Origin of the sequence: Amycolatopsis sp. NPDC051045, assembly GCF_040682955.1 — a bacterium.
In the GTDB taxonomy this organism is placed as follows: Bacteria; Actinomycetota; Actinomycetes; order Mycobacteriales; family Pseudonocardiaceae; genus Amycolatopsis.
Genome location: NZ_JBFBCC010000010.1, coordinates 67,946 through 90,305, shown reverse-complemented (window position 1 = coordinate 90,305; position 22,360 = coordinate 67,946). Strand labels below are relative to the sequence as shown.

The window sequence follows — 22,360 nt, the reverse complement described above, 5'->3', positions numbered from 1 at the left end:
GGTCATGCTTGTCAGTCTCACGCGCGTCGGCGCGTCTCGCCAGAGGTTCGACAAGACCTTCGCGGTCGTCGGGGTCAAGCCGGACGTCGTGACGCATGCCTTCGCCCAGGCGGACCTCCGGCTCGGTGGCGAAAGGCTGCGGGTGAGCGCTGGTGTCCCGGGTCTGTTCGCGGTCGGACTGCCGATGAGCTGGCTCGGCACCCGCCCGGCACGCGGCGACGTCTTCACCGAACTCGCGAGCGTCCTGGCCGAACTGGCGACGATCGCCGAGCGGATCGGCGGGGTGCTGGTCCCCGCCGGTGTCGCACCGGCACCGCACCCGGCGGTACCCGGCGGTGACCTGCATGTGCTGGAAGTCATCGGTTCGGTCGAGCAGGAAGTGCTTTGCAACCTGTTGCGCAGCTGTGTTCCGGCGCTCATCGCGATGACCGGTCGCGGCGTGACGGTGAGCGGAGGCCGGCCGGACCGCGTCGGTTCCAGGTGGCTCGCGGGATCCACCACCCACCTCGCCACGAGGTTTCTCGCTTCGACGGCAAGCGACCACCTGGACCGCGTCAAAGCCGAGCTGCGGCGCCGGGACGGGGTCGCGCAGCTCGACCGCATGGACATCTCGCCGGTCGAGTTGCCAGACGGCGGCCGGGGAGTTGTCGTGCGGTGCCTGGAATCGGCGCCGACGCTGGCCGCGGTCCGAGCGCAGGCGCTGGTGCTCAGTGCCTTGGCGATGCGCGCCCGCCGGCTGGTGCGCGACGGCAGGCGCGCCGGGCACGAACCCCAGCGAACGCTCGAGGAGAACCGCGCTCGCGCGGTGGCCGACGGATTCCGCGCCCGGTTCGTGGTGGAGGAACGCCCGCGCGGCCAGACCGGCCGGCGCCCGGAAACGAGCAGGCTCCCGGCGAGGGACGCGGTGCGGCGGCTGCTGCAGGAGACCGCCGTCGAGTTCCGCGGCCTCGACGCCGGCGTCGACGAGCTGGCGCCCTTTCTGCTCGCGGTCGATCTCGCCGGGCTCGGCCTGCGGAACGCCGCCGCTGAACGGGATTTGCTCACGCAGTGGGCCGGCGCCGGTGATGTGGAGCTCGTCGCACGATGCCGGGGCGCCCTCACCGACTCGAACGCCGGCGGGCCACTGCTCGCGGAGCTGACGGCCGCGGCGCCCGGCCGGGTAGCGGTCGTGCTCGGCGAGTGGCGCCGGACGTTCGCCGACGCCGTGGCCGAGCGCCCGCCGAAGCGGACGAGCGGCCGCTCCGCGGCGGATCGGCAACAGCGGCGGCGGGACCGGGAGGCTGCCCGATGAGCCAGGACGTCGAGCTGGTGCTGGACCTGCGAGAGCTGCGGAATTCTCCCACCGACCAAGAGGGTTTCGCGCGTCTGTGGGTCGACCTCGAGCTCGCGCTGACCGGGCGCGATCTGAGACGTCGCCCCGTTCACGAACTCGACGGAGCGGACGGCACGGTGCGGCTCGAAGTCGTCAGGTTGCCCTCCGGCACGACGGTCGCCGGGGCGGACACGACGTTCGCGGTCGTCGCGGTGCGGGAGCGTCCGAAGATCCGCTACCGGTGCCGCCACTGCACCCGGAAATCGCAGTACGCGCCCTTCGTCTGCAAATCCTGTCCGCCGGACGACAACGACAACCGCGTGTGCGAGCAGCACGTGTCGATCCTCGACGGCGCGCTCGTGGCCACCTGCCGAGACCATCGGCCGTCCTGTCACGGCTGTGGCGAACCGGCCGAGTTCCGGTGTGCCGGCCGGACGTGCCGGCGCGAGCGGGCGTGGTGCCGGGCGCACCGCCGTCCGCACCCGAGGGATGCGGACCTCGACTTCTGCCCTTCCTGCTACGAAGACGCGTTCCCCCGCTGCGAAAGCCCCTCCTGCACCGACCTCGGCTCCGTCCGCTGTGAGTACCTCACCCGCGACTTCCGCCGATGTCCCCGCCGGATGTGCACCAGGCACGCTCAACGGTGGCAGGTCTTCGGCGGTGAGCGCGTGGGACTCGGCCGGTGCGCCGCCCACCGGACAGTGAAGGCGGTGCCGCCGGCCGATCTGCTCTTCCAGATCGTCACGGGAGCTGGCCGGCGCCGGCGCAAGGAGAGGCTGCCGAGCCTGTCCGGATTCGGGCACACGCTGCGGAACTGCGAACACGGGAAGCTGGCTCGCGACTATCCGGCCATCCACCGGATCCTCCAGGAGCTGGAGCGGGAAGCCGGACGCGATCCGGCCACGGCGACGGCGATCGCGGAGTCCCGGCGGGGCTGGGACCGGCAACTGGCCGAAGCCGAAGAGGATCGGCGCGAAGGCGAACGGCTCGTCGAAAGACTCCGGGGGATCGTCAGCCCGAAGCTCGCGCACGTGATCCGGCTCGGCGAGTACAAACGCGCCAGCCAACGCCGGGACAACACGCGCAAAGCCATGCTGTTCGTCGAAGTGCCGCCGCACCTCAGAGGTGTCTTCATCGGACCGAAAGGGACCAGCATCCGCTCCTACCGGGAGCGCCTCGAGGTCGACGTCCAGATCGAGGGAGGCGACCGATGACGCCCCCGGCCGTCGCCGCATCGGACACCCACCGGCTGGCCGTGGTTCCCGGTGGCGGTCCCGTCTCGGGCACCCGGATCGGGGTTCCCGAGGGCGCTGGCGCCGGCCCGTGTGTCATGAGCGTCCGGTCAGGACAGGGGTGGCTGCGCACCGCCGTGCTCACGACCGAGCTCGCGGAGGTTCCCGCACACCACGTGGCCGTGGACGACGACCTCGCCGCGGACTGGGACCTGGATGTCGCGGACCGGTCGCAGTGGCAGCTCGAACGCGTCGAGCCGGCGCCGATCCGCAAGATCGTGCTGGAGCTGCCCACCGAACGCGACCCCCGCGACGCGGCCAAGGATGTCGCGCGGGCCGGCCTGGTGGGCGAACTGCTGTGGGTACCGCGGAACCACACGGACCTTTCGGTGCCGGTCGACGGGGTTCCGCACCGCGTCCGTGAACTCGACGTCGGCGGGCAGCACGGTGTCGTCGCCCGGATCACCAGGAGCACGGTGGTCGAGCTCTACGCACCAGCGGCCCGGGCCGGGGTCGACGTCGTCGTGCTGGCCGACACCAGCGCGTCGATGGCCGTCGAGGACCTGCCTGCCGGGCGAGACCCGGGTCACGGCTCGGGAAGCCGGTGGATCACCCGGATCGACGCCCTCCGGGAGTCACTGCGGCAGCTGCTGGAGATCAGGATGCAGGTCTCCGGCCGGGTGTCGCGGTTCGCGTTGCTCGAGTTCGATCGCCGGGTGCGGCACAGCTTCCCCAAGGGCGGCGGGATGGTGCAGCTCGACGCGGGCGCGGCCGGCCAGCTCGTGACCGATTTCCGCCAGGCCACCGCCTTGATGCGGCCATCGGGCGGGACGGACATCGGCAACGCGTTGCACGCCGCGGCCAACCTTCTCTACCAGCACGGCCGTCCGGGCAACGACAAGCTGATCGTGCTCGTCAGCGACGGCGCGAACTGGGTGCCGAAAGGCGAGGCCGGCACTGGTGAGGTCGTGCACACGGTCGAAGAGCCGGTGAGCCTGATGGCGCATTTCCAGCGCGATCTCGGGATCCGCCTGCACGCGATCGGCATCAGCACCGTCGCGATGTACCAGCAGCGCGGCGGCGACATGGCGCGGCCCGAACTGATCCCGAACCACACGCTGCTCGGTGAGCTGGTGAAGGTCGGCGGCGGTGATCCGACCACGATCGGCGGCCTCGACGTCGTCGCCGAATACTTCGGCGGCCTGGGCGGCGGCATCATCCACCGCGTCACGGACCGGCTCACCGACATGGCGAGACCCGGGCCGCTGCCGGAGCGCACCCGCGCCGCGCTGCGAGCGTTGCAGCACGGGGGAACGGAGGACTGGGACCGGCACCGGGAGGAGCTCAAAATCCGCATCATCGAGCTGGCCGGTCGGTGCGACACCGAGTTCCTGCGGGCCCACAACCGCAGTGTGTGGGTGGATCGCTTCATCCTGCAGTTGTCCGGCCGGGAGCTCGGCGCACTGGTGACGAACACCGCGGGCACGGCCGGCTTCCTCCTCGGTGTGTCGCGCGGGCTACGACCGCAGCAAAGCGACGCGCCCTTCGCGCCGCTTCGGGCCTTGCTCGACGAATTGGCCGTGATCGGTGAAGGGGGCGGGGCCGACTACGCCCGGGTGGCGGGCTTGTGCGGGACGCCGGCAGACTCGCCCGCCGGTACCCAGGTCGCCGTGATGCGCCGGCTGCACGACGTGCTCGAAGCGCTGCACCGGCAGCTCACCGTGCCGGTGGCGGCTCAGGCGCACGCGCAGCGGCCGGTCGTGCCGCCGCGGGCCGCCGAGCCGCGGCGCAACGACGTGCCGACCTTCGTCTACCGGGATTGACGGCATGGCGGACGTGACGGCGGGAATGCGGGTCGGCCCGGCGGGGGCCGCCGACCGGTACGAGCTGCGGGAACGGATCAACGAGGGCGGCGAAGGGGAGGTGTGGCTGGCCGCCACCGCCCGCCGCGACGGCGACACCGAACACCGCTGGGCGGTCAAGGTGCTGCACGCCAGGCATCTCAGCCAGGAGCACTACGAGACGCCGGATCAGGCGCTCGGGCGGTGGTATCGCCGGGCGCAGGAGGCCCGGGAGGAGACGAGCCAGCTCGTCGTCCCGGGTGTGGTCGGCGCGACCGAAGTGTTCGTCGGTGCCCCGCCGCACGCTCCGGGGAGCACGGAAGACAGCCGGACACTTTACGTCGTTTCACGCTGGATCGACGGCGACGACCTGACCAGGTGGGTGCGCAGGCGCAAGCCGTCCTTCGTCGACATCTGCGACGTCGCGCGGCAGCTCGCCGAGATCATCGACGCGATCGGCACGGGCCCGCTCGCCGTGCACCACCGGGACATTTCCCCGGCGAACGTGATGGTGAACGAAGCCGGCCAGGTCCACCTCATCGACTTCACGTTCGTGGTACCCACCCGAAGCGGTCCGGTGACCCGGGTGGGCACCAGCGGATTCACCGCACCGGAGGGCAAGGACAAGGGCACCGCCGAGGCGGACCGCTACTCCTTCGGCGCGGTGGTGTACTTCCTGCTCACGGGGCACGCGCCGCAGGAGACCGACGCCGCGTCGACCAGCCGGAACGCGTTGCGCCGGGCCGACTTCCCCGACGCCGTCGCCGGCCACATCGCGGCGCTGCTGGCCACGAACCCGCTGGATCGGCCGCGTTCCCTGCGCGATTGGGCCGCCACGCTGCGGGCCATGACCGCGGCGGTCGACGCGCGATCGGAGCGTCCGCGCATCGGTGACCTCGACCTGGCCGTCGACGGGACCGGAACGCCGACCGTCGTCGCGGTCGGCGCCGGCGTCGAGCGGGCCAGGCTCGCCGTCGGATCATTGTGGACACTCGTGGCCGACGCGGCCGCGCCCGGTTTCCCCATGGGCGTCCGGGCCGCCGTCGACGGGGCGGGGGAGACGGTCCAGTTCGTGATCGATCGCTCGGACCGGCTCTGGGTGGGCCGGTCGGCCCGATGGCACGAAGAAGGCATGGCCGTCCTGGACGGCGGGATCGCCGTCGTCCGGCAGGCGGACGGCGCTGTCACGGCCTTCGTGGTCGACCCGGACGGCATGCTGACGGCGGTCACCGCGGGCGTCGGCGGTCCGGTGCGCCGGATCGCGGAACGGCGCTACGTGCGAAAAGTGCTGGCGGCCGCGATGGACTCCGACGGCCGTCCCGCGATCGCCGTGCTCACCCCGGACGGCGATCTGGCGGTGACCAGCGGCGACCGCCTGGATCGGCTGTACCCGGGCAGCACGGCCGCGGCCGGCCTGTGCCTGAGCACCTGGGGTGAACTGCAGTGCCACTGCGTCCTGCGGGGCAGCCGCGAGCTCATCGTCTTCGAGCAGCAATACGGGGTGTGGAGCAAGCAGAGCACCGTGGAGATCCCCGGATCCGCGACGGACATCGCGTGCGTCGGCCAGCGCGACGGCGTCACCGTCGCGATCGCGGGTGACGACGGGCTGTGGGTGACGACGTCACCCGGCACGGCGGCGCCGGCGTGGCAGCGGCTGGCCGGGGAACCGAGCCACCGCGTCGCCCTCGGCGTCGGTGCGGCATGGCGCCTGCGGCTCGCCGCCGTCCTCGGTGGGCAGGTGGCCGTCGCCACCGAGGACTTCACCGGATCGTGGCCTGCCGCGCTGCGGAAGATCTGACAGGAGTTGCCGATGTTCCACGAGTACGTGTACCTGTCGGACGCCAAACTGCGGCAGTTCGTGCCCAGCGAGCCGTCGTGGTGGTCGAGGCTCCGGGTCCGGAAGTTCGCGGGCAAGGCGCGGGTCGCGTCCCTCGAGACGTCGGTCGAGATCGACGTCGCCGATGTCGCGGACGCCGAGGTCCGGAAGCTGATCGACCACCTCGGCGAAGACGCTCAGTGGTACCGGCAGGACGGGCTGATCCCGGGCACCTGGGTCTTCTTCGAAGGGCGGATCGGTTACCAGTCGTTGCCCGAAGGCGCCGCGTTGTTCTGCGAGGCCGGCAGCAGGGACAAGACTTCGACGCGCATCATGCTGCACGGTTCCGCGAACCACCTGGTGGGCAGGACGGCGGCCGGTCAGCCGAACGGTTCGTACTCGCACATCGACGACGTGCCGTCCGTGCTGCACTCGGCGGTCGCGAAGTCCGTGCTGCCGGGCGACGAGCGCGCGATCTGGGCACGTCTCGGCCGGCGACATGCACCGGCGCCCCGGCCGGCCGAGCTGGCGGATCAGGTCGAAGCCGTGTTCCGCCGGGCCGCGTGCACCGACTCGTACTTCGACGCGGCGCCGTACCTGGCCGGCTGCGCCCGCGTCAGCGCTGTCGTCCGGCCGGCCGGGCTTCCGTTCGACGTGGTGGTCGCGTCGCCGTTGTTCGTCCGCCACGCGCGCCCGTGAGCACGCCGGTCACCGGCTGCGGAACCACTTGCGGATCAGGCTGCCGGTGGTGGCCATGAGGAACAGGGAGATCCCGGCACGCCACAGATCGCCGCTGTCGCCGTAGCGCCCGGTGTAAGCGGCCGCGCCGTAGAAGAAGAACGCGATGTCGAGGACGACGAAGCTCAGCACCGACCAGCCGATCCAGGGACGGGGCCGCCGGGCCGGCACCGGCGGGTACGGGTAGACGTTGGTGGTGTTGTTCGTGGTGTTGATCTGCGGGCCGTTCTGGTTGACATAGCCCGTGGCGCCGGGGCCGAAGGTGTTCTGCTGGTTGTTCCGCGGGCCGGCCCGCGGGCGGGGGTGCGGGGTGTTCATCGCGACCTCCGGTCGTCGCTGGGCGACGAGATGCTGTTCACCTGGTGCCCTTGGTTCACGAAGACGGTGCTCCGGTCCGCGGTGATGTGCTGGACGTTCCGGCCCGGCTGGGGCGCCGGGGAAGGTGCCGTGCCAGGCAGTCCTTCGATCAGCTCGCACACGTCGGACTCGAAGCTGTGGTGCCGCACGTGCCGTGGCGCGAGTACCGGCGGGAGGTCCTCGGGACGGGGCTGCGAGGTGCTGTCGAGGAGGACAGGCACGACGGGGATCCGGTGTTCGAACGCCGTCCGCAGCTCGGCGCGGACCCGGTCGCCGGGGTCGTCGAGCCACCGCGGACCGATCAACGCCAGCACGACATCGCTCCGCCGCACGGACTCGCTGTCGCGGAACACGTTCTCGCTGCCGAAATGCCGGGCGAGCCGATTCCCGATCGCGGTGGCGACCGGGACGTTGTCGCCGATCCGGTGGCTGATGAACAGTTTTGGCACGGTACGCCCCTCCTGCGCTCGGCGAGCTCGTTCGGGCGGGTCGTCGGAACCGGTCGGCCATATGTTACAAGGCGGCTTTCCACGAATCGCGCCGGTGCGCACTTCGTCCGAAGTGGACAACTTCTGGACAGATCCGCGAATTTCAGGGTATCCGGCCCGGGTCGCTGATTTGTTAGCCGGGTTGTCGTAACGACCGGCCGGTCAGCCCGATAACTCACCCGTGGCCGGGCGGGCGGCCGGTAACCGAAGGGAAGGGGGCTGGGGTGACGCTGACCATCGAGGGCGCCGATCTCGGCAAGCTGGGCGACCAGCTCGGCCGTGGCGGCCAGGCGGTGGTGTTCGAAGCGCCGGACGTGCACCTGCCCGATGTGCCGGGACCACTGGTTTTCAAGGAGTACAAGAAGCCGCCGAATTCCGGTGACGAGCTGCGCAAGATCGTCCTGCAGCGTGACAAGCTGTCCGCCGTGGACCGTGCCCGGCTCGACGCGTACACCACCTGGCCCCTTCGGGTGGTGGAGCGCGCGGGTGTTCCGTGTGGGGTGTTGATGCGCCGAATACCGGCGGAATTCGGAGAACAAGTCAAAGATTGTTATACCGGGGCCACGAAGTGGAAGCCTTGCGAAGTGCAGTTCCTGTTCGTCGATCCCGATCGGCTCGGCGGTCCTCTCGTCGGACGGCGGGTGCCCACCTGGGAACAGCGGCTGACGATCTGCCGAGACTTCGCCGGAATGCTCGAGTTCTACCACGAGCGTGTGAACGCGGTATTCGGCGACATCAACCCGAAGAACGAGCTCTACCGGCTCGACGGCACGCCTTCGGTGATGTTCATCGACTGCGACGGTGTGCGGCTGATGAGCCAAGGCGCCAGCAATGTCCAGCTCAACGTCGACGATTGGCGCCCGCCGGAAGGCGGCTCCCTCAACCGGCTCACCGATCGGTACAAGCTGGGGTTGTTCGTGCGCCGATCCCTGCTGCCGGGTGCCAGGGCGTCCATCGCGACCGATCCCGTCGCCATCGCCGGCGTGCTCGACGGGGAGGGGGTGGATCTGCTCACCAGGGCGATTGCCAAGGGCGCGGATCCGCGGCAGCGTCCGTCTCCGTACGAATGGTGGCGGTACTTCAGCCTCCTGCTCGGTGACGTCCTCGACCCGCCGACGCTGACACAGGCCTATGTCGATCGCTCTTTCGTGGCCGAGGGGCTGACAGTCGGGCTGCACTGGCAAGCGACCGACGCGGTCACCCTCGACATCGTCGCCGGCGGCCGGACCACCTCGATCGACGCCCGTCAGGGTGGTGGGGTCGTGCCGCTCCGGCTCGACCGCACCACCCACGTGACCGTGACAGCGGTCAATCCGATGGGGGTCGACACGCGGGTCCTGGACCCGGTGGCCGTCATCCCGCCGCCGAACGTGCTCGGCACCCCGATCGCGATGCCGGAACTGCCGCGGGTGGCCGCGCTCGTGGACACGCTGCCGCGGCCGGCCCTGCCACAGCTGCCGGACGTCGTGCTCCCAGAGCGGTTTTCTCCGCTGCTCGGTTCGACGACCGAGCCCGGCAGCCGCTTCGACTGGCCGGACTTCGAGGTCGCCGGCTTTCCCCTCGATCTGAACGATCTGCTTCTCGGTGGCCCTTCGCTCGTCGAAGAGCTGCTCACCGACTCTGAGGAAACGACATGAGACTGCGTCTAGCGCTGGCCGCACTGGCGGGCGCCCGACCGGAAATCCTGAAGAAAGCCCCTGGCGATCTCACCAAGCACGCCGTCATGGGCGGTGTCCTGCTGAGCACCGCGAGCCTGGCCGGGGTGGCGGCGTTCTTCACGCTGTCCAGCACCCTGGACCTGCCGTGGTGGGTCGCCGTGCCGAGTGCGCTGGCGTGGTTCGTGATCGTGCTGAACCTGGACCGGTTGCTCGTCGTCACGCTGAACGCCGCGTCGGGGTGGCGGGCGTTCGCCGTCGCCGTCCCGCGCATGGCGATGGCGGTGGTCATCGGTGCGGTGGTCGCCACCCCGCTGGTGCTGCGGATCTTCCAACCGGAGATCAACGCCGAGCTGGAGACCATGCGTATCGAGGCCGCCGCCACGGTGCAGGTCAAGATGAAGGACGCCTACCGGCAGGTCGACGACCTCGAGAAGCAGGAACGCGGCCTGCGGGACGCCATCGAGGGGCGCAACGGTGCCACGGTCTCGGCCGATCCGGACGTCAAAACCGCGCAAGCCGCCTACGACAAGGCGCAGGAGACCTACCTGCAAGCCGACCGCGAAGCGCAGTGCGAGCTCGACGGTACCTGCGGGACGAAACGACCGGGCGAGGGGGATTCCTACCGCGCCAAGCGGGCCGCCGCCGATCGGGCTCTCCAGGCGCGTGACGACGCCAAGGGCAAGCTCGACAACAAGATCACCGAAGTCGCCACCCGCATCCGGAACGGTTCGTCGACCGCTGCCGAAGAGGCGAAGAAGAAAATCGGTGCGGTGCAGGCCGACCTGGCCAGTGCCCAGGAACGCAAGCGCAAGGCGGAGAAGGAGGCGCTGGACGCCCAGGAGCTGAACAAGGGACTGCTCGCCCGTCTGGAAGCGTTGGACCGGATCACCGACGGTCATCCGTCGGCGACGACCGCGCGGCTCGCGCTCACCGCGTTGTTCTTTTTGATCGAAGTCCTGCCGGTGCTCACGAAGCTGCTGATGATGTTCGGGAAGCCGACGCTCTACGACAGCATGCTGGCCCGCATCGACAGCGCCGACGATCACCGGGACCAGGTGCGGTCCGAGGCCCGGCGGCGGGCCGCCGAAAACGAGGCGGATGCCTCCGTGCAGCTGGCGAAGCGGAAGTCCGACGCTCAGCTGCGGACCGCGCAGGCCACCATCGACGAGCTCGTCGACCAGCAGTCGCGGATCGCCATGGACGCCGTCCGCACCTGGGCGGAGGTGGCGAAGCTGCGCGCCGACGAGCAGCTCGACGAGTGGTACCGCGACCACGTCGGGCCGCACGTCCGCCCCGGTCGTCAGCCCGCCCCCGCCGCGTCCGTCACCTTGCCGGCCTTCACCCCGTCGATGCCGGGTCCGTCGGACGTGACGATGCCGTTGCCCGTCTACCCACCGGCGAACGGGTCGAGTCCCGTCTCGCACAACTCGCAACCGTGAACCCTTGATCGGAAAGGACGACGATGGAAAACGAGAAGGGCAAGCTTCTCCCGTTCTACCTGGTGATCGACGCTTCGTGGTCGATGGACGGCCAGAAGATGGCCACGGCCAACAAGATCATGCCACGAGTCCAGCAAGCCGTCGCCGATGCACCCATCCTCTCGGACAAAGTGCGATTCTCCGTGATCGATTTCGCCGATGACGCCAAGGTGCTGCTTCCGTTGTGCGACGTGCTCGAGAACGGCATACTGCTGCCCGCTCTCACGCCTCGCGGCGCCACCTCGTACGCCGCTGCGTTCCGGCTGCTGCGCACCCAGATCGAGATCGACGTCAAGCAGCTCAAGGCAGACGGGTACGCGGTGCACCGGCCCGCCGTGTTCTTCATCAGCGACGGCGAGCCCACCGACCAGGAAAACCAGTGGAAGTCCGCCTTCACAGACCTGACCAAGTACGACAAGGGCACGCTCGCCGGCTTCTCGATGTACCCGAACTTCGTCCCCTTCGGCGTGGACGCCGCCGATCCGAGAACGTTGAAGGAGCTCATCCACCCGACGACCGGGAACAAGCCCATGCGCATGTTCCTGCACGAGGACGGTGATCCGGGAGCGGCGATCGCGGCGATGGCGGAGGTGCTCATCTCCAGCGTGCTCGCCTCGGGCGAAAGCATGGCCCAGGGCGATTCGGGGATCATCCTGCCGCCCGACGAGGACCTGCCCCCGGGACTCGCCTCCTACACCGCCGACGACGACTTCGTGTGATGTCGACTGTGCAATCGAACTGGGAAGAACTGCCTGTCGCCGGCTACCCGGACGTCGATGGCGTGCCGACCGACGTCTTCCCCCTGCCCGCGGAGGTTCCGGTCGACATCCCGAACGTTCCGGGCCGGCACCGTGCCGAGCACGTCGAAAGCGAGCCGCCCGCGTGGACGGGGCAATACCTGCCGTACTCGGTGGGGGAACCCGGACGTGCGGCCACGGAGGTCGTCTCGGTGCCGGACCCGGAGAACTGGCATCGCCGCGACTCCGTCGTCGACGGGTTCGCGGTGCGTCCGGAGGGCGGGCCGCCGCTGGCCGAGTTGCGCGCGGCCAGCCTGCGCGGGCTTTCGCACCGGGCCTACGGCCGGACCCGTCAAGACGAGTACGCCTACCAGCTCACGCCCGACGGGCGCTACCTGGTGCTGTGCGTCGCCGACGGGTTGTCTTCGGGCTCTTGGTCGCACTACGCCGCCGAGGTGGCCGCCCGGACCGGGGTGACTCTGCTCGTGAACGCCCTTGCGCACACCGAGCCTGCCGAGCTCGGCTGGGATCGGCTCGTGCGCGAAGTCGCGGGGCACATCGTGGCGTTCGCGCGCAAGCGGTTGCCCGGCGGCTCCGAGATGGAGGTGTCCGAGGTGGCCGAGTGGATGTCCACCACGGCTGTCTACGCGGTGGTGGGACTCGCCGACGAGGTAGCGGATGTGCACGTCGGGTCTGTGGGCGACAGCTCGGCCTGGGTGCTGGCCGAGCACGGCTGGATACCGATGGCCGACGTGAAGAACGCCGACGCCGACGTGCACAGTTCCGCGGTGGGTGCGCTTCCGCTGGTGCCCGCCCAGCCGGTCGTCCGGCGTCATGCGCAGGTGGCGCCCGGCGAGGTGCTGGTGCTGATGAGCGACGGCGTCGGCGACCCGCTGCACAACGGAACGGGCGAGGTCGGCAGGTTTCTCGCGCAGTCGTGGCGAAATCCGCCGGACGATCTGGCGTTCGCGGCGCAGGTCGGGTTCCACAAGCGCAGTTACGACGACGACCGGACGGTCGTGGCGGTTTGGCCGCTCCCGCGGTGACGGAGCAGGCTCACCCCGGGCTCGAACCGATGAAGCCGGAGACCTGCGTCTGGTGTGGCCGTCCCCCGGTCGCCTCGTACGAAATCTCGATGCACGGAGAGCTCACCTGCGCCGGCCACGGCGTGGCTGAGCGCTGCGGCCTGTGCACGCGGCCGAAGCCGCCGGGCCCCGGCTGGAGCCGGTTCTCCGGTTCCGGGGTGCGCTGTCCCACCTGCGCGGCCGACGCGGTCGACACCCAGGAGCGGGCCCGCAGGTACATACCGCGGGTGCGCGAGCAGCTGACGGCGCTCGGAATCGAATTGGACCAGCGCGTCCGGGTGCGGCTCGTCGAAGCCATCCACCTGCCGGACGGCACCGCGGCCACGGGGCTGACCCAGGAGTGCGAGCAGTCCCGGACGGTCGCGGGTATCGAGGTGGTGCGCGGCCTCACGAGTGTCCATTTCGGAGCCACGGTCGCCCACGAGATCGGACACGCGTGGCTGATCCAGCGAGGCGCCCCGATCACCGGCCCGGTGCTGCTCGAAGGTGTGTGCGAGGTCTTCGCCTCGGCGTGGTTGAAACGCCAGCCCGGAAGGCTGCCGGCGGCACTGCGCGAAGCGATGGCAGCCAATCCCGACAACGTCTACGGCACGGGCTACCGACTGGTGCGGGCCGCGGTGGAGCGTTCGGGCATTCGCGCGGTGTTGCAGGAACTTTGCCGGTCGGGAAGGTTGCCGTGAACCGGTCAGCGAGGCCGGGACTACGCTGCCACTTCGTGACACGAGGTGACGGCATTACTGGCGTTGACGAACTGGATGGGCCGTGAGCGAGTACCAGTATTACGAGTTCCTGGCGATCGATCGGCCGCTGGACGATGGCGAATAAGCTGAGGTCAGGTTCTTGTCCACCCGGGCGAGGATCAGCGCCACCAGCTTTGTGAACGAGTACCACTGGGGCGAATTCAAAGGTGATCCTAGCCGGTTGATGGAGCGCTATTACGACGCGCACCTGTATGCCGCGAACTGGGGCACCCATCGCGTGATGTTCCGCCTGCCGTGTGCTGTGCTCGATCCGGATGTCGTCGAGCGGTACTGCGCCGGCGACGGGGCGAGCGCGTGCGCCACGGGCGAGTTCGTCGTGCTCGACCTCACCAGCGAGGACGACGGCGGCGAGTTCGACGACGACCCCGAGGACTTGCTGTCGGCGATCGTCGGAGTGCGCGCCGAACTCGCCGCCGGTGACCTCCGGCCGCTTTACCTCGCCTGGCTGGCGGCTTACGGCGCTTGGGAGCGCGACGAGGACGCTTTCGACCGCGAAGCCGACAACGATCTCGAACCGCCGGTTCCGCCTGGGTTGGGCACGCTCACTGCCGGGCAGCGAGCACTGGCTGACTTCCTCCGCCTCGGCGACGACCTCCTCGCCATCGCGGCCCAGGCGTCTCCGCCGCTGGAGGACACCGCTGACGATCCCGATGACCTCGCCGCTTGGGTGTCCCACCTGCCGGCCGCCGAAAAGGGCCGACTCCTCGTGCGGGTCTTGCTGGGAGAGGGCGCGCGGGTGCGGATGGAGCTGCTAGGCCGCTACCGCGGTGACACATCTCCGGTCAGTCCCTCCCCAGCCCGCCGGACCGTGGCCGACCTGCTCGACGCCGCGGCGCGCCGACGGGCCGCGGCGAGCATCGCCTGACCGTCCAGCGTGCGTCTGCCCTGATTGCAACCCGAAACCAGCGGACGCCGCCGCCGTCCGCTGCTCACCGATCTCCAAGCGCTCGCCGAACGCGAGGACATTTATGACAGGTTCGCCTTGCGTACCAACACACTGCGGCAAACATACACGCGCAAACCCACACTCATCGAACGCTTCAACCGAGCCGGCATTTGACCACCCTCGTTACGGTGGATTCCGTGGAAGACGATCTCCAGCCGGCGGAGGGTGACCGAAGCATCCGAGTGCGACTCGTTGAGGTGCCCCCGGCAGGATTCGAACCTGCGACACCCGCTTTAGGAGAGCGGTGCTCTATCCCCTGAGCTACGAGGGCATGTACTGCCAAGCCCAGACTAGCGGACGGGGGCCGCGAGGAGCACAGGGGCACGGATGGAGCAACCCGACTCTCGTCGTCACCCAGGTGAGTGGTTCTCGGGGGCTTCCCGCATCGTGGATACACCCACGCGCAAGGTCGACCGCACCTGACCTGGACGGACCAGCGCGTCACCTGGTCGTGTCTGGTTTCGAACTGCTGAACAACAGTAGGTAACCTTCGTTAACGGGACGCGGGGAGCCGCTCCCACCGGCTGTTGCGGAGGGCTTCGTTGATCAAGCTCATGTTCGCCGACGACGAGGAACTGGTGCGCTCGGGGCTGCGCGCGATGATGTCCGGGGCCCAGGACATCGAGATCGTGGGCGAAGCCTCCGACGGCAGATCCGCGGTCGAGGTCGCCCGCCGCTATCACCCTGACGTGGCCCTTCTCGACATCAAGATGCGCGCTCCGGATGACGGCATCCGGGCGCTCAGGGCCATCCTCGCCCTTCCCGATCCGCCCACCGTGGCCATGCTGACCACCTTCGACATCGACGAATACGTCAGCCTCGCCCTCCGGCTCGGCGCCAACGGCTTCCTCCTCAAGGACATCGACCCCGCCGCCCTGCTCAGGGCGGTCCGGGACCTCGCGCGCGGGGGCGCGGTGCTGGACCCGGGCGTCGCCGCGCGGATGGTTCAGACCCACCGGGACGAACAACGCGCTGCTCAGCCCGCCCGCAAGCTCCTTGCCTCGCTGTCCGAACGGGAACGTGAAGTCGTCGCGCTGATCGGCCAAGGGCTGAGCAACGCCGAGATCGGGGGGCGGTTGCACCTCTCCGAAGCCACCGTCAAGGGGTACGTCTCCGCCGTGCTCTCCAAGATCGGGGCGGCGAACCGGGTGCAGGCCGCGCTGCTGGCCTACCGCGGTGGGCTGCTCGACCAGTAGCGCATGCTGCTCACGGCGCTGGAGTTCGTCGGGCTCGTCGCCTTCGCCGCGTCCGGGGCGCTTGCCGCCGTGCGGGCGCGGCTCGACGTCTTCGGGGTTGTCGTCGTCGGGCTCACCACCGCGCTCGGCGGGGGTGTCATCCGGGACGTCCTGCTCGGCATCCACCCGCCCACGACGCTGCGGAACTGGTCCTACCTCGCCGTCTGTGCCGTGACCGCCCTCTTCGTGTTCGTCTTCCACCCGCAGGTTGCGCGGCTGCGGCGGGGCGTGCTGCTCGCCGACGCGCTCGGGCTCGGCGTCTTCGCCACCGCCGGGACGACCATCGCGCTCAACGCCGGCGCCACCGTCTACGCCGCGTGTCTGATCGGGATGACGACCGGCATCGGCGGCGGCGCCGTGCGCGATCTGCTGCTCCGGGAAATACCGCTCGTCCTGCGGAAGGAGATCTACGCCGTGGCCGCGCTGGCCGGCTCGGCGCTCGTCGCCGTCGGTCACTCAGCGCAACTTCCGCAAGGGCCGGTGACCGTGATCGCGGCCGCCGTCGTGGTCACCGTCAGGATGGTCGGGCTTTGGCGGCACTGGAACGCCCCGGTGGCGCGCGGTCCGGAGTGAGAAATCCTTTGTTAGTTCTGTGTGTGTTCTTAGGCGGGTCTCAGCACGCTGAGTAAAACTATCGCCATGCGCATCCTTGTGGTGGACGACGACCGCGCCGTCCGTGAGTCGCTCCGGCGGTCCCTGGAGTTCAACGGCTACCAGGTCCAGCTGGCCACCGACGGTGCGCAGGCGCTCGAAGCCATCATCGCCGACCGGCCGGACGCGATGGTCCTGGACGTCATGATGCCGCGGCTCGACGGCCTGGAGGTCGCCCGCCGGCTGCGCAGCACCGGCGACGACCTGCCGATCCTCGTGCTCACCGCCCGTGACACCGTCTCCGACCGGGTGTCCGGGCTGGACGCCGGCGCCGACGACTACCTGCCGAAGCCCTTCGCGCTCGAGGAACTGCTCGCCCGGCTGCGGGCACTGCTGCGCCGCGCCATCCCGGAGGGTCCGAACGGCCAGGCCTCGGAGGTCCTGTCCTTCGCGGACCTGACCCTCGACCCCGGCACGCGGGAGGTCCGCCGCGGTGACCGCGAGATCAGCCTGACCCGGACCGAATTCGCCCTGCTCGAGCTGTTCCTTTCCTACCCGAAGCACGTCCTCACGCGTGGCCGGATCCTGGAGGAAGTATGGGGTTACGACTTCCCGACGTCGGGCAACGCGCTGGAGGTCTACGTCGGCTACTTGCGCCGCAAGACGGAGGCCGAGGGGGAGCCCAGGCTGATCCACACGGTGCGGGGAGTGGGGTACGTCCTGAGGGAAACCCCGCCGTGACCGAGCCCGGCGATCCCCGCGGCACGCGCTGGGGAGCCCGCCGGTTCTCGCTGCGCGGCCGGGTGACGCTGCTCGCCGCCGCCTGTGTCGCCGGTGCCGTCGCGCTGGTGTCGATCGGCGCGTACATCGTCGTGCGCAGCAACCTCTACCAGCAGCTCGACGACAGCCTGATGGCGCGCGCGCAGGCGGCGGCCGACTCGCCGCAGGTGCAGACCGAGCTGCGGCAGGTCCCCGGCGCCTTCCTGGCCAGTGCCGACCTGCAGATCGGCCAGCTCAACGCGGCGCCCGACGTCCAGCACGCCGTGATGACCTACCCGCTGTCGAGTTCGGCCCCGCCGTTCGGGCAGGACGAGCTGGCCGTGGCGAACGGCGATTCGGCGGAGTCGCTGCGGACGGACTTCCGCTCCGACAGCCGCGTGGTCGCGCTGCCGACCGGGCACGGCGAGGCGATCGTGCTGGCGCAGTCGATGGGGCCGACCAAGCGCACGCTGAACGAGCTCGCGCTGGTGCTCTTCCTGATCGGCGGCGCCGGCATCCTGGTCGCCGCCGCGGCGGGCACCGCGGTCGCGCGCACCGGCCTGCGCCCGGTCGACCGGCTGACGTCGGCCGCCGAGCGCGTCGCCAAGACCGGCGACCTGCGGCCCATCCCGGTCAGCGGCGACGACGAGCTGGCGCGCCTCACCCAGACCTTCAACACCATGCTCGGCACGGTCGCGGACTCGCAGGAACGCCAGCGCCAGCTGGTCGCGGACGCCGGGCACGAGCTGCGGACACCGCTGACGTCGCTGCGCACCAACCTCGAGCTGCTGCTCGCCGCGAGCAAGCCCGGCGCGCCGCCGCTGCCGGACGAGGACCGGATCGACATCGTCGCGGACATCAGCGGCCAGCTCGACGAGCTGACGCAGCTCATCGGCGACCTGGTCGAGCTCGCGCGCCAGGACGAACCGCAGGAGCGCTTCGAACGCGTCGAGCTGCTGGAGGTCGTCGAGCGGGCGCTCGACCGGGCGCGGCGGCGCGCGGGCGACATCAACTTCGACGTCTCGCTGCAGCCGTGGGTGCTCACCGGCGACAACAGCGCGCTCGAGCGCGCGGTGCTGAACCTGCTCGACAACGCGGTGAAGTTCTCGCCGCCCGATGCGACGGTCTGGGTGCGGCTGTACCCGCTCGGCGACGGCACCGCCGTCGTCGAGGTCGCGGACGCCGGGCCGGGCATCGCCGAAGAGGACCTGCCCAAGGTCTTCGACCGCTTCTACCGCTCTTCGGAGGCCCGGACGCTGCCCGGCTCGGGCTTGGGGCTGGCGATCGTGAAGCATGCGGCCGAGCGGCATGGTGGAGCCGTGTACGCCTCGCAGGCGCCCGAGGGAGGCGCCTTGATGACGATCCGGTTGCCGGGCGCTCCCGGCTGATTCAGGCACCCGGCGACAGCACCGCGGCCGGGTTGCATTCACTGGGCCGGTGGTGGTCTTGTTCGCCTGGAAGGTGGTGCCCTGGACGCAGTTCGACCGTGACCTGCTGTTTCCTATTTCACCCTCGTCGACCCAGCGGATTCTGTGTTGAATCATGTAGGATTTTGTGTGCTTGGGGCAGACGGGACGGAGTTGAACGGTGCTGGCGCGGCAGCGACAGGCGGTGATCCTGGAAGAGGCACGCCGGACCGGTGCGGTCCGGGTCAGTGACCTCGTGACCAGGCTGGGCGTGTCCGACATGACGGTGCGCCGCGACCTCGACGTCCTCGCCGGGCGAGGACTCGTCGAGAAGGTGTACGGCGGCGCCACTTCGATCGTCGGCAAGAGCACCGACGAACCCGGGTTCGAGGCCAAGTCCGTGCGCCAGCGGGCGCAGAAGGAAGCCATCGCCGAGCTCGCCGCGACCCTGGTCCGGCCCGGCACCGCGATCGGCATCTCCGCCGGCACCACCACGTGGACGCTGGCGCGGGCCCTCGACGCCATCCCCGGGCTCACCATCGTGACCAACTCGATCCAGGTCGCCGACGTGCTCCGCGGGTCGACGCAGCCGGACCGCACGGTCGTGCTCACCGGTGGAGTCCGGACGCCGTCGGACGCGCTGGTCGGGCCGGTCGCCGTGCACAGCCTGCGGTCGCTGCACCTCGACGTCGTCTTCCTCGGGGTGCACGGGATGGCCGACGGGCCGGGGTTCACGACGCCGAACCTCACCGAGAGCGAGACCGACCGCGCGCTGGTCGAGGCCGGGCGCAAGCTCGTCGTGCTCGCCGACCACACCAAGTGGGGCACCGTCGGGATCTCCACGATCGCCGACCTGGACGAGGCCGACGTCGTCGTCACCGACGACGGGATTTCCCACGAGGCCAAGGAAATACTCGCCGAAAGGGCAGGAGAACTGATGATCGCCGAAACGGCGGAGACGGTCGAGGCCGAAGAAGCGTGAAGCGAACTGTACGACACCTGGCCGACGGCCGGGAGATCATCTACTTCGACCAGCCCGGTGCGCCCGACCGCGTCGCCGAGGACACCCGCGACCTGCCGCCGGTTTCGGCCGCGTCGGAGATCCGGCTGGACCCGCTGACCGGCGAGTGGGTGGCGATGGCCGCCCACCGGCAGACTCGGACCTACAAGCCGCCCGCGGACCTCTGCCCGCTGTGCCCGAGCAAGCCCGGCAAGCCGAGCGAGATCCCCGAAAGCGACTACGACGTCGTCGTCTTCGAGAACCGGTTCCCGTCCTTCGCCGAGGACGTCGTCGGTGAGCCATCCACTGTGGATGGTCTCGGGCTGGTGCCGGTGCGGCCCGGCCGCGGCCGCTGCGAGGTCGTCTGCTTCACCAGCAACCACGACGGTTCCTTCGCGCAGTTGAGTCCGAAGCAGGTGCGGGCCGTGGTGGACGCGTGGGCGGACCGGACGGCCGGGCTGTCCGCGGTGCCCGGTGTGGAGCAGGTCTTCCCGTTCGAGAACCGCGGCGAGGAAATCGGCGTCACGCTGTCGCACCCGCACGGGCAGATCTACGGCTACCCGTTCGTCACCCCGAAGACCGAGCGGATGCTCGAAGTCGCCCGCGCCTACCAGGCCGAACACGGCCGCCCGGTGCTCGGCGACGTGCTCGCGGCCGAACTCAAGTCCGGCGCGCGCGTGGTGACCTCCGGCGAGCACTGGACGGCGTACGTGCCGCCGGCCGCCCGCTGGCCGGTCCAGGTCCAGATCGTGCCGCACCGGCAGGTTCCGGACATCCCCGCGCTGACCGACGCCGAGCGCGACGACTTCGCCGACGTCTACCTCGACGTGCTGCGCCGCTGCGACGCGCTGTACGACCGGCCGCTGCCCTACATCGCCGCGTGGCACCAGGCGCCGGTGCGCCGCGACCGTGAGCTCGGCTGGCTCCACCTGGAGCTGTTCTCCGTGCTGCGTGCGAAGGACAAGCTGAAGTACCTGGCGGGGTCCGAATCGGGCATGGCGGTGTGGATCAACGACGCGACGCCGGAGCAGATCGCGGAACGGCTCCGCGCGGCGGGCTGAACCCGGCCATACTCATCTCCGATGCACAGGTTCGGCTCAGCAACCTCTCAGGACCGTCCCGCAAGGTGATGACATGACCGAGAACGACCCCAGCACGCACGACCCCGCGGCGCCGCGGCACCCGGAGACCGGCCAGCAGCCGGCTCAGGGCGGTTGGGCGGGGAACCCGTACGGTGAGCAGGCCCAGCCCGAGTCCGGCGGTACACCGCAGTACTCCGAGCCGTCCTACCACGCGGTGACCGGGGCCGATCCGTCGTACGGCGCGCAGACCGCGAACCCCTGGTCCGCCCAGGGCGCGCCGATGCCGTCCGGCCAGCCCCAGCAGAGCGTCTACCCGCCGCCGAACCCGTACGGGCAGCCCGGCACGTCCGTCTACCCCGCACCCGCGCCGGAGCCCAAGCGGTCCGGCGGGAAGCTGCTCGCCGGCGTCGCGCTGATCGCGCTGCTGGTCGGCGGCATCGCGGGCGGGACGGTCGGGTACCTCACCGGCGGGACGTCCGGCTCGGTCGGCAACGCGCTCGACGCGCCGAAGCCGGCCCAGCAGACCGGCAACGCGCCCGCCGGCTCGGTCGAGGCCGTCGCGCAGAAGCTGTCGCCGAGCGTCGTCGAGCTGCAGGTCAGCGGCCAGCAGGGGGCCGGCGAGGGCTCCGGCTTCGTCATCAGCACCGACGGCTACATCCTGACCAACAACCACGTCGTCGAGGTCGCCGCGAACGGCGGGCAGATCCAGGCGGTGTTCCAGGACGGCAAGAAGGCCGCCGCCACGGTCGTCGGCCGCGACCCGACGACCGACATCGCGGTCGTCAAGGTCAACGGCGTCGCCAACCTGACCCCGGTGGAGCTCGGCCGGTCCGACGACCTGCGGGTCGGCCAGTCGGTGGTCGCCATCGGCTCGCCGTTCGAGCTGGCCGGCACGGTCACCTCGGGCATCGTCAGCTCGCTGCACCGGCCGGTGCGCGCGGGCGGCAGCAGCGGCGACCAGACGACGGTGATGGACGCGGTCCAGACCGACGCGGCGATCAACCCCGGCAACTCGGGCGGGCCGCTGGCGAACATGTCCGGCCAGGTCATCGGCATCAACTCCGCGATCTACAGCCCGCAGTCGGCGAGCGGCGGCCAGGGCGGCTCCGAAGGCGGCAACGTCGGCATCGGCTTCGCCATCCCGATCGACCAGGCCCGCCGCACCGCGGACACGATCATCAAGACCGGCCAGGCGGTGCAGACCTACATCGGCGCGGAGGTCAAGAACGCCCCGCAGGGCGGCGCCGAGCTCGGTGCCATCAAGGCCGGCAGCCCGGCGGAGAAGGCCGGCTTGAAGGCGGGCGACGTCGTCACCAAGATCGACGACCGCCCGATCGACTCGGCCGACACGCTGGTCGCGGCGGTCCGCACCCGGGCCCCGGACGAGAAGGCGACGTTCACGCTCGCCGATGGCCGTACAGCCGAGGTGACGCTCGGCGGGCAGCCCGTCCAGCCCAACTGATCCAGACGCTCGGCCGCGGTAGTGCGGCCGAGACCAACTTCGGCTCGACCCCCGTTTTCGGGGCCGGACCCACAAGGCCACGCGCGACCGGGCACTCCATGCCGGTCGCGCGTGGCCGCATTTATGCCCCGGGTCAGGTGCCGGGAGGGTTGGCTGGCGTGCCTGGGAGGTCGGCTTGCGTGCTTGCAGGTGTGGTTGGCGTGCCGGGCGGGTCGGTCGGCGTGCCGGAACCGTCGGCCGGCGTGCTTGCAGGGGCGGTCGACGTGCCGGACGGGTCGGCTGGCGTGCTTGCAGGGGCGGTCGACGTGCCGGACGGGTCGGCTGGCGTGCTTGCAGGGGCGGTCGACGTGCCGGACGGGTCGGCTGGCGTGCTTGC

Annotated in this window: 21 protein-coding genes and 1 tRNA gene; 19 read left to right on the top strand and 3 right to left on the bottom strand. The window is 70.3% G+C overall.

Annotated elements, in window-relative coordinates; genetic code table 11:
- Positions 1-4 precede the first annotated feature (4 nt).
- The 5 genes from AB0M80_RS24095 to AB0M80_RS24075 are packed head-to-tail and all read left to right on the top strand — an operon-like array spanning position 5 to position 6,900.
- Positions 5-1,291, top strand: a complete 1,287-nt coding sequence (locus AB0M80_RS24095; protein ID WP_364568826.1) for a hypothetical protein — start codon at positions 5-7, stop codon at positions 1,289-1,291.
- Complete coding sequence (locus tag AB0M80_RS24090) at positions 1,288-2,526, top strand: KH domain-containing protein (RefSeq protein WP_364568823.1); 1,239 nt, start codon at positions 1,288-1,290, stop codon at positions 2,524-2,526. The genes AB0M80_RS24095 and AB0M80_RS24090 overlap by 4 nt, the downstream gene beginning before the upstream one ends.
- Positions 2,523-4,367 (top strand): vWA domain-containing protein, encoded by a 1,845-nt coding sequence (locus AB0M80_RS24085; RefSeq protein ID WP_364568820.1) that lies wholly within the window; start codon positions 2,523-2,525, stop codon positions 4,365-4,367. Before AB0M80_RS24090 ends, AB0M80_RS24085 begins: the two co-directional genes overlap by 4 nt.
- 4 nt (positions 4,368-4,371) lie before the next feature.
- Entirely contained in the window at positions 4,372-6,183 is a 1,812-nt protein-coding gene (locus AB0M80_RS24080; protein ID WP_364568817.1) for a protein kinase, read from the top strand.
- 12 nt (positions 6,184-6,195) lie between these two features.
- Positions 6,196-6,900, top strand: a complete 705-nt coding sequence (locus AB0M80_RS24075; RefSeq protein WP_364568814.1) for an SAVMC3_10250 family protein — start codon at positions 6,196-6,198, stop codon at positions 6,898-6,900.
- Between the two features lie 9 nt (positions 6,901-6,909).
- Here the strand turns inward: AB0M80_RS24075 and AB0M80_RS24070 are convergent, their stop codons facing one another.
- Positions 6,910-7,257: a hypothetical protein gene (locus tag AB0M80_RS24070; protein WP_364568811.1), complete on the bottom strand. Its 348-nt coding sequence runs from the start codon at positions 7,255-7,257 to the stop codon at positions 6,910-6,912.
- On the bottom strand, positions 7,254-7,745 hold the full coding sequence (locus AB0M80_RS24065) for a toll/interleukin-1 receptor domain-containing protein (protein ID WP_364568808.1): 492 nt from the start codon (positions 7,743-7,745) through the stop codon (positions 7,254-7,256). Before AB0M80_RS24065 ends, AB0M80_RS24070 begins: the two co-directional genes overlap by 4 nt.
- A gap of 263 nt (positions 7,746-8,008) precedes the next feature.
- Between AB0M80_RS24065 and AB0M80_RS24060 the strand changes: the two genes are divergently transcribed.
- The 6 genes from AB0M80_RS24060 to AB0M80_RS24035 all read left to right on the top strand — a co-directional run bounded on the left by AB0M80_RS24060 (position 8,009) and on the right by AB0M80_RS24035 (position 14,368).
- Positions 8,009-9,421: a hypothetical protein gene (locus AB0M80_RS24060; RefSeq protein ID WP_364568805.1), complete on the top strand. Its 1,413-nt coding sequence runs from the start codon at positions 8,009-8,011 to the stop codon at positions 9,419-9,421.
- The gene (locus AB0M80_RS24055; protein WP_364568803.1) at positions 9,418-10,881 is read left to right on the top strand and encodes a DUF4407 domain-containing protein; all 1,464 of its coding nucleotides are present in this window, start codon (positions 9,418-9,420) and stop codon (positions 10,879-10,881) included. Before AB0M80_RS24060 ends, AB0M80_RS24055 begins: the two co-directional genes overlap by 4 nt.
- A 23-nt stretch (positions 10,882-10,904) precedes the next feature.
- Complete coding sequence (locus AB0M80_RS24050; protein WP_364568801.1) at positions 10,905-11,639, top strand: VWA domain-containing protein; 735 nt, start codon at positions 10,905-10,907, stop codon at positions 11,637-11,639.
- The gene (locus tag AB0M80_RS24045; RefSeq protein ID WP_364568798.1) at positions 11,639-12,703 is read left to right on the top strand and encodes a protein phosphatase 2C domain-containing protein; all 1,065 of its coding nucleotides are present in this window, start codon (positions 11,639-11,641) and stop codon (positions 12,701-12,703) included. The genes AB0M80_RS24050 and AB0M80_RS24045 overlap by 1 nt, the downstream gene beginning before the upstream one ends.
- 266 nt (positions 12,704-12,969) lie before the next feature.
- A complete protein-coding gene (locus tag AB0M80_RS24040) occupies positions 12,970-13,422 on the top strand; it encodes a protein DA1 (protein ID WP_364568795.1) in 453 nt (150 codons plus the stop codon).
- 160 nt (positions 13,423-13,582) lie between these two features.
- A complete protein-coding gene (locus AB0M80_RS24035) occupies positions 13,583-14,368 on the top strand; it encodes a hypothetical protein (RefSeq protein ID WP_364568792.1) in 786 nt (261 codons plus the stop codon).
- A gap of 279 nt (positions 14,369-14,647) precedes the next feature.
- On the opposite strand, the gene AB0M80_RS24030 is transcribed toward AB0M80_RS24035, so the two are convergent.
- Positions 14,648-14,720: transfer RNA gene (locus AB0M80_RS24030), tRNA-Arg, on the bottom strand.
- A gap of 271 nt (positions 14,721-14,991) precedes the next feature.
- Here AB0M80_RS24030 and AB0M80_RS24025 point away from each other — a divergent pair.
- From AB0M80_RS24025 to AB0M80_RS23990, 8 genes are all read left to right on the top strand, one after another.
- Complete coding sequence (locus tag AB0M80_RS24025; RefSeq protein ID WP_364568789.1) at positions 14,992-15,645, top strand: response regulator transcription factor; 654 nt, start codon at positions 14,992-14,994, stop codon at positions 15,643-15,645.
- 3 nt (positions 15,646-15,648) lie between these two features.
- The gene (locus AB0M80_RS24020) at positions 15,649-16,257 is read left to right on the top strand and encodes a TRIC cation channel family protein (protein ID WP_364568786.1); all 609 of its coding nucleotides are present in this window, start codon (positions 15,649-15,651) and stop codon (positions 16,255-16,257) included.
- A gap of 66 nt (positions 16,258-16,323) precedes the next feature.
- The gene (locus AB0M80_RS24015; RefSeq protein ID WP_364568783.1) at positions 16,324-17,016 is read left to right on the top strand and encodes a response regulator transcription factor; all 693 of its coding nucleotides are present in this window, start codon (positions 16,324-16,326) and stop codon (positions 17,014-17,016) included.
- Positions 17,013-18,422, top strand: coding sequence for a HAMP domain-containing sensor histidine kinase (locus AB0M80_RS24010; RefSeq protein ID WP_364568780.1), 1,410 nt, complete (start codon positions 17,013-17,015; stop codon positions 18,420-18,422). Before AB0M80_RS24015 ends, AB0M80_RS24010 begins: the two co-directional genes overlap by 4 nt.
- Positions 18,423-18,621: 199 nt before the next feature.
- Complete coding sequence (locus tag AB0M80_RS24005) at positions 18,622-19,422, top strand: DeoR/GlpR family DNA-binding transcription regulator (RefSeq protein WP_364568777.1); 801 nt, start codon at positions 18,622-18,624, stop codon at positions 19,420-19,422.
- Positions 19,419-20,501, top strand: a complete 1,083-nt coding sequence (galT, locus tag AB0M80_RS24000) for a galactose-1-phosphate uridylyltransferase (protein WP_364568774.1) — start codon at positions 19,419-19,421, stop codon at positions 20,499-20,501. The genes AB0M80_RS24005 and galT overlap by 4 nt, the downstream gene beginning before the upstream one ends.
- Positions 20,502-20,574: 73 nt before the next feature.
- Positions 20,575-21,984, top strand: coding sequence for a trypsin-like peptidase domain-containing protein (locus AB0M80_RS23995; protein WP_364568772.1), 1,410 nt, complete (start codon positions 20,575-20,577; stop codon positions 21,982-21,984).
- 179 nt (positions 21,985-22,163) lie between these two features.
- Positions 22,164-22,360, top strand: a 197-nt coding sequence (locus AB0M80_RS23990; protein WP_364568769.1) for a hypothetical protein, incomplete at its 3' end; no start/stop codon positions are given.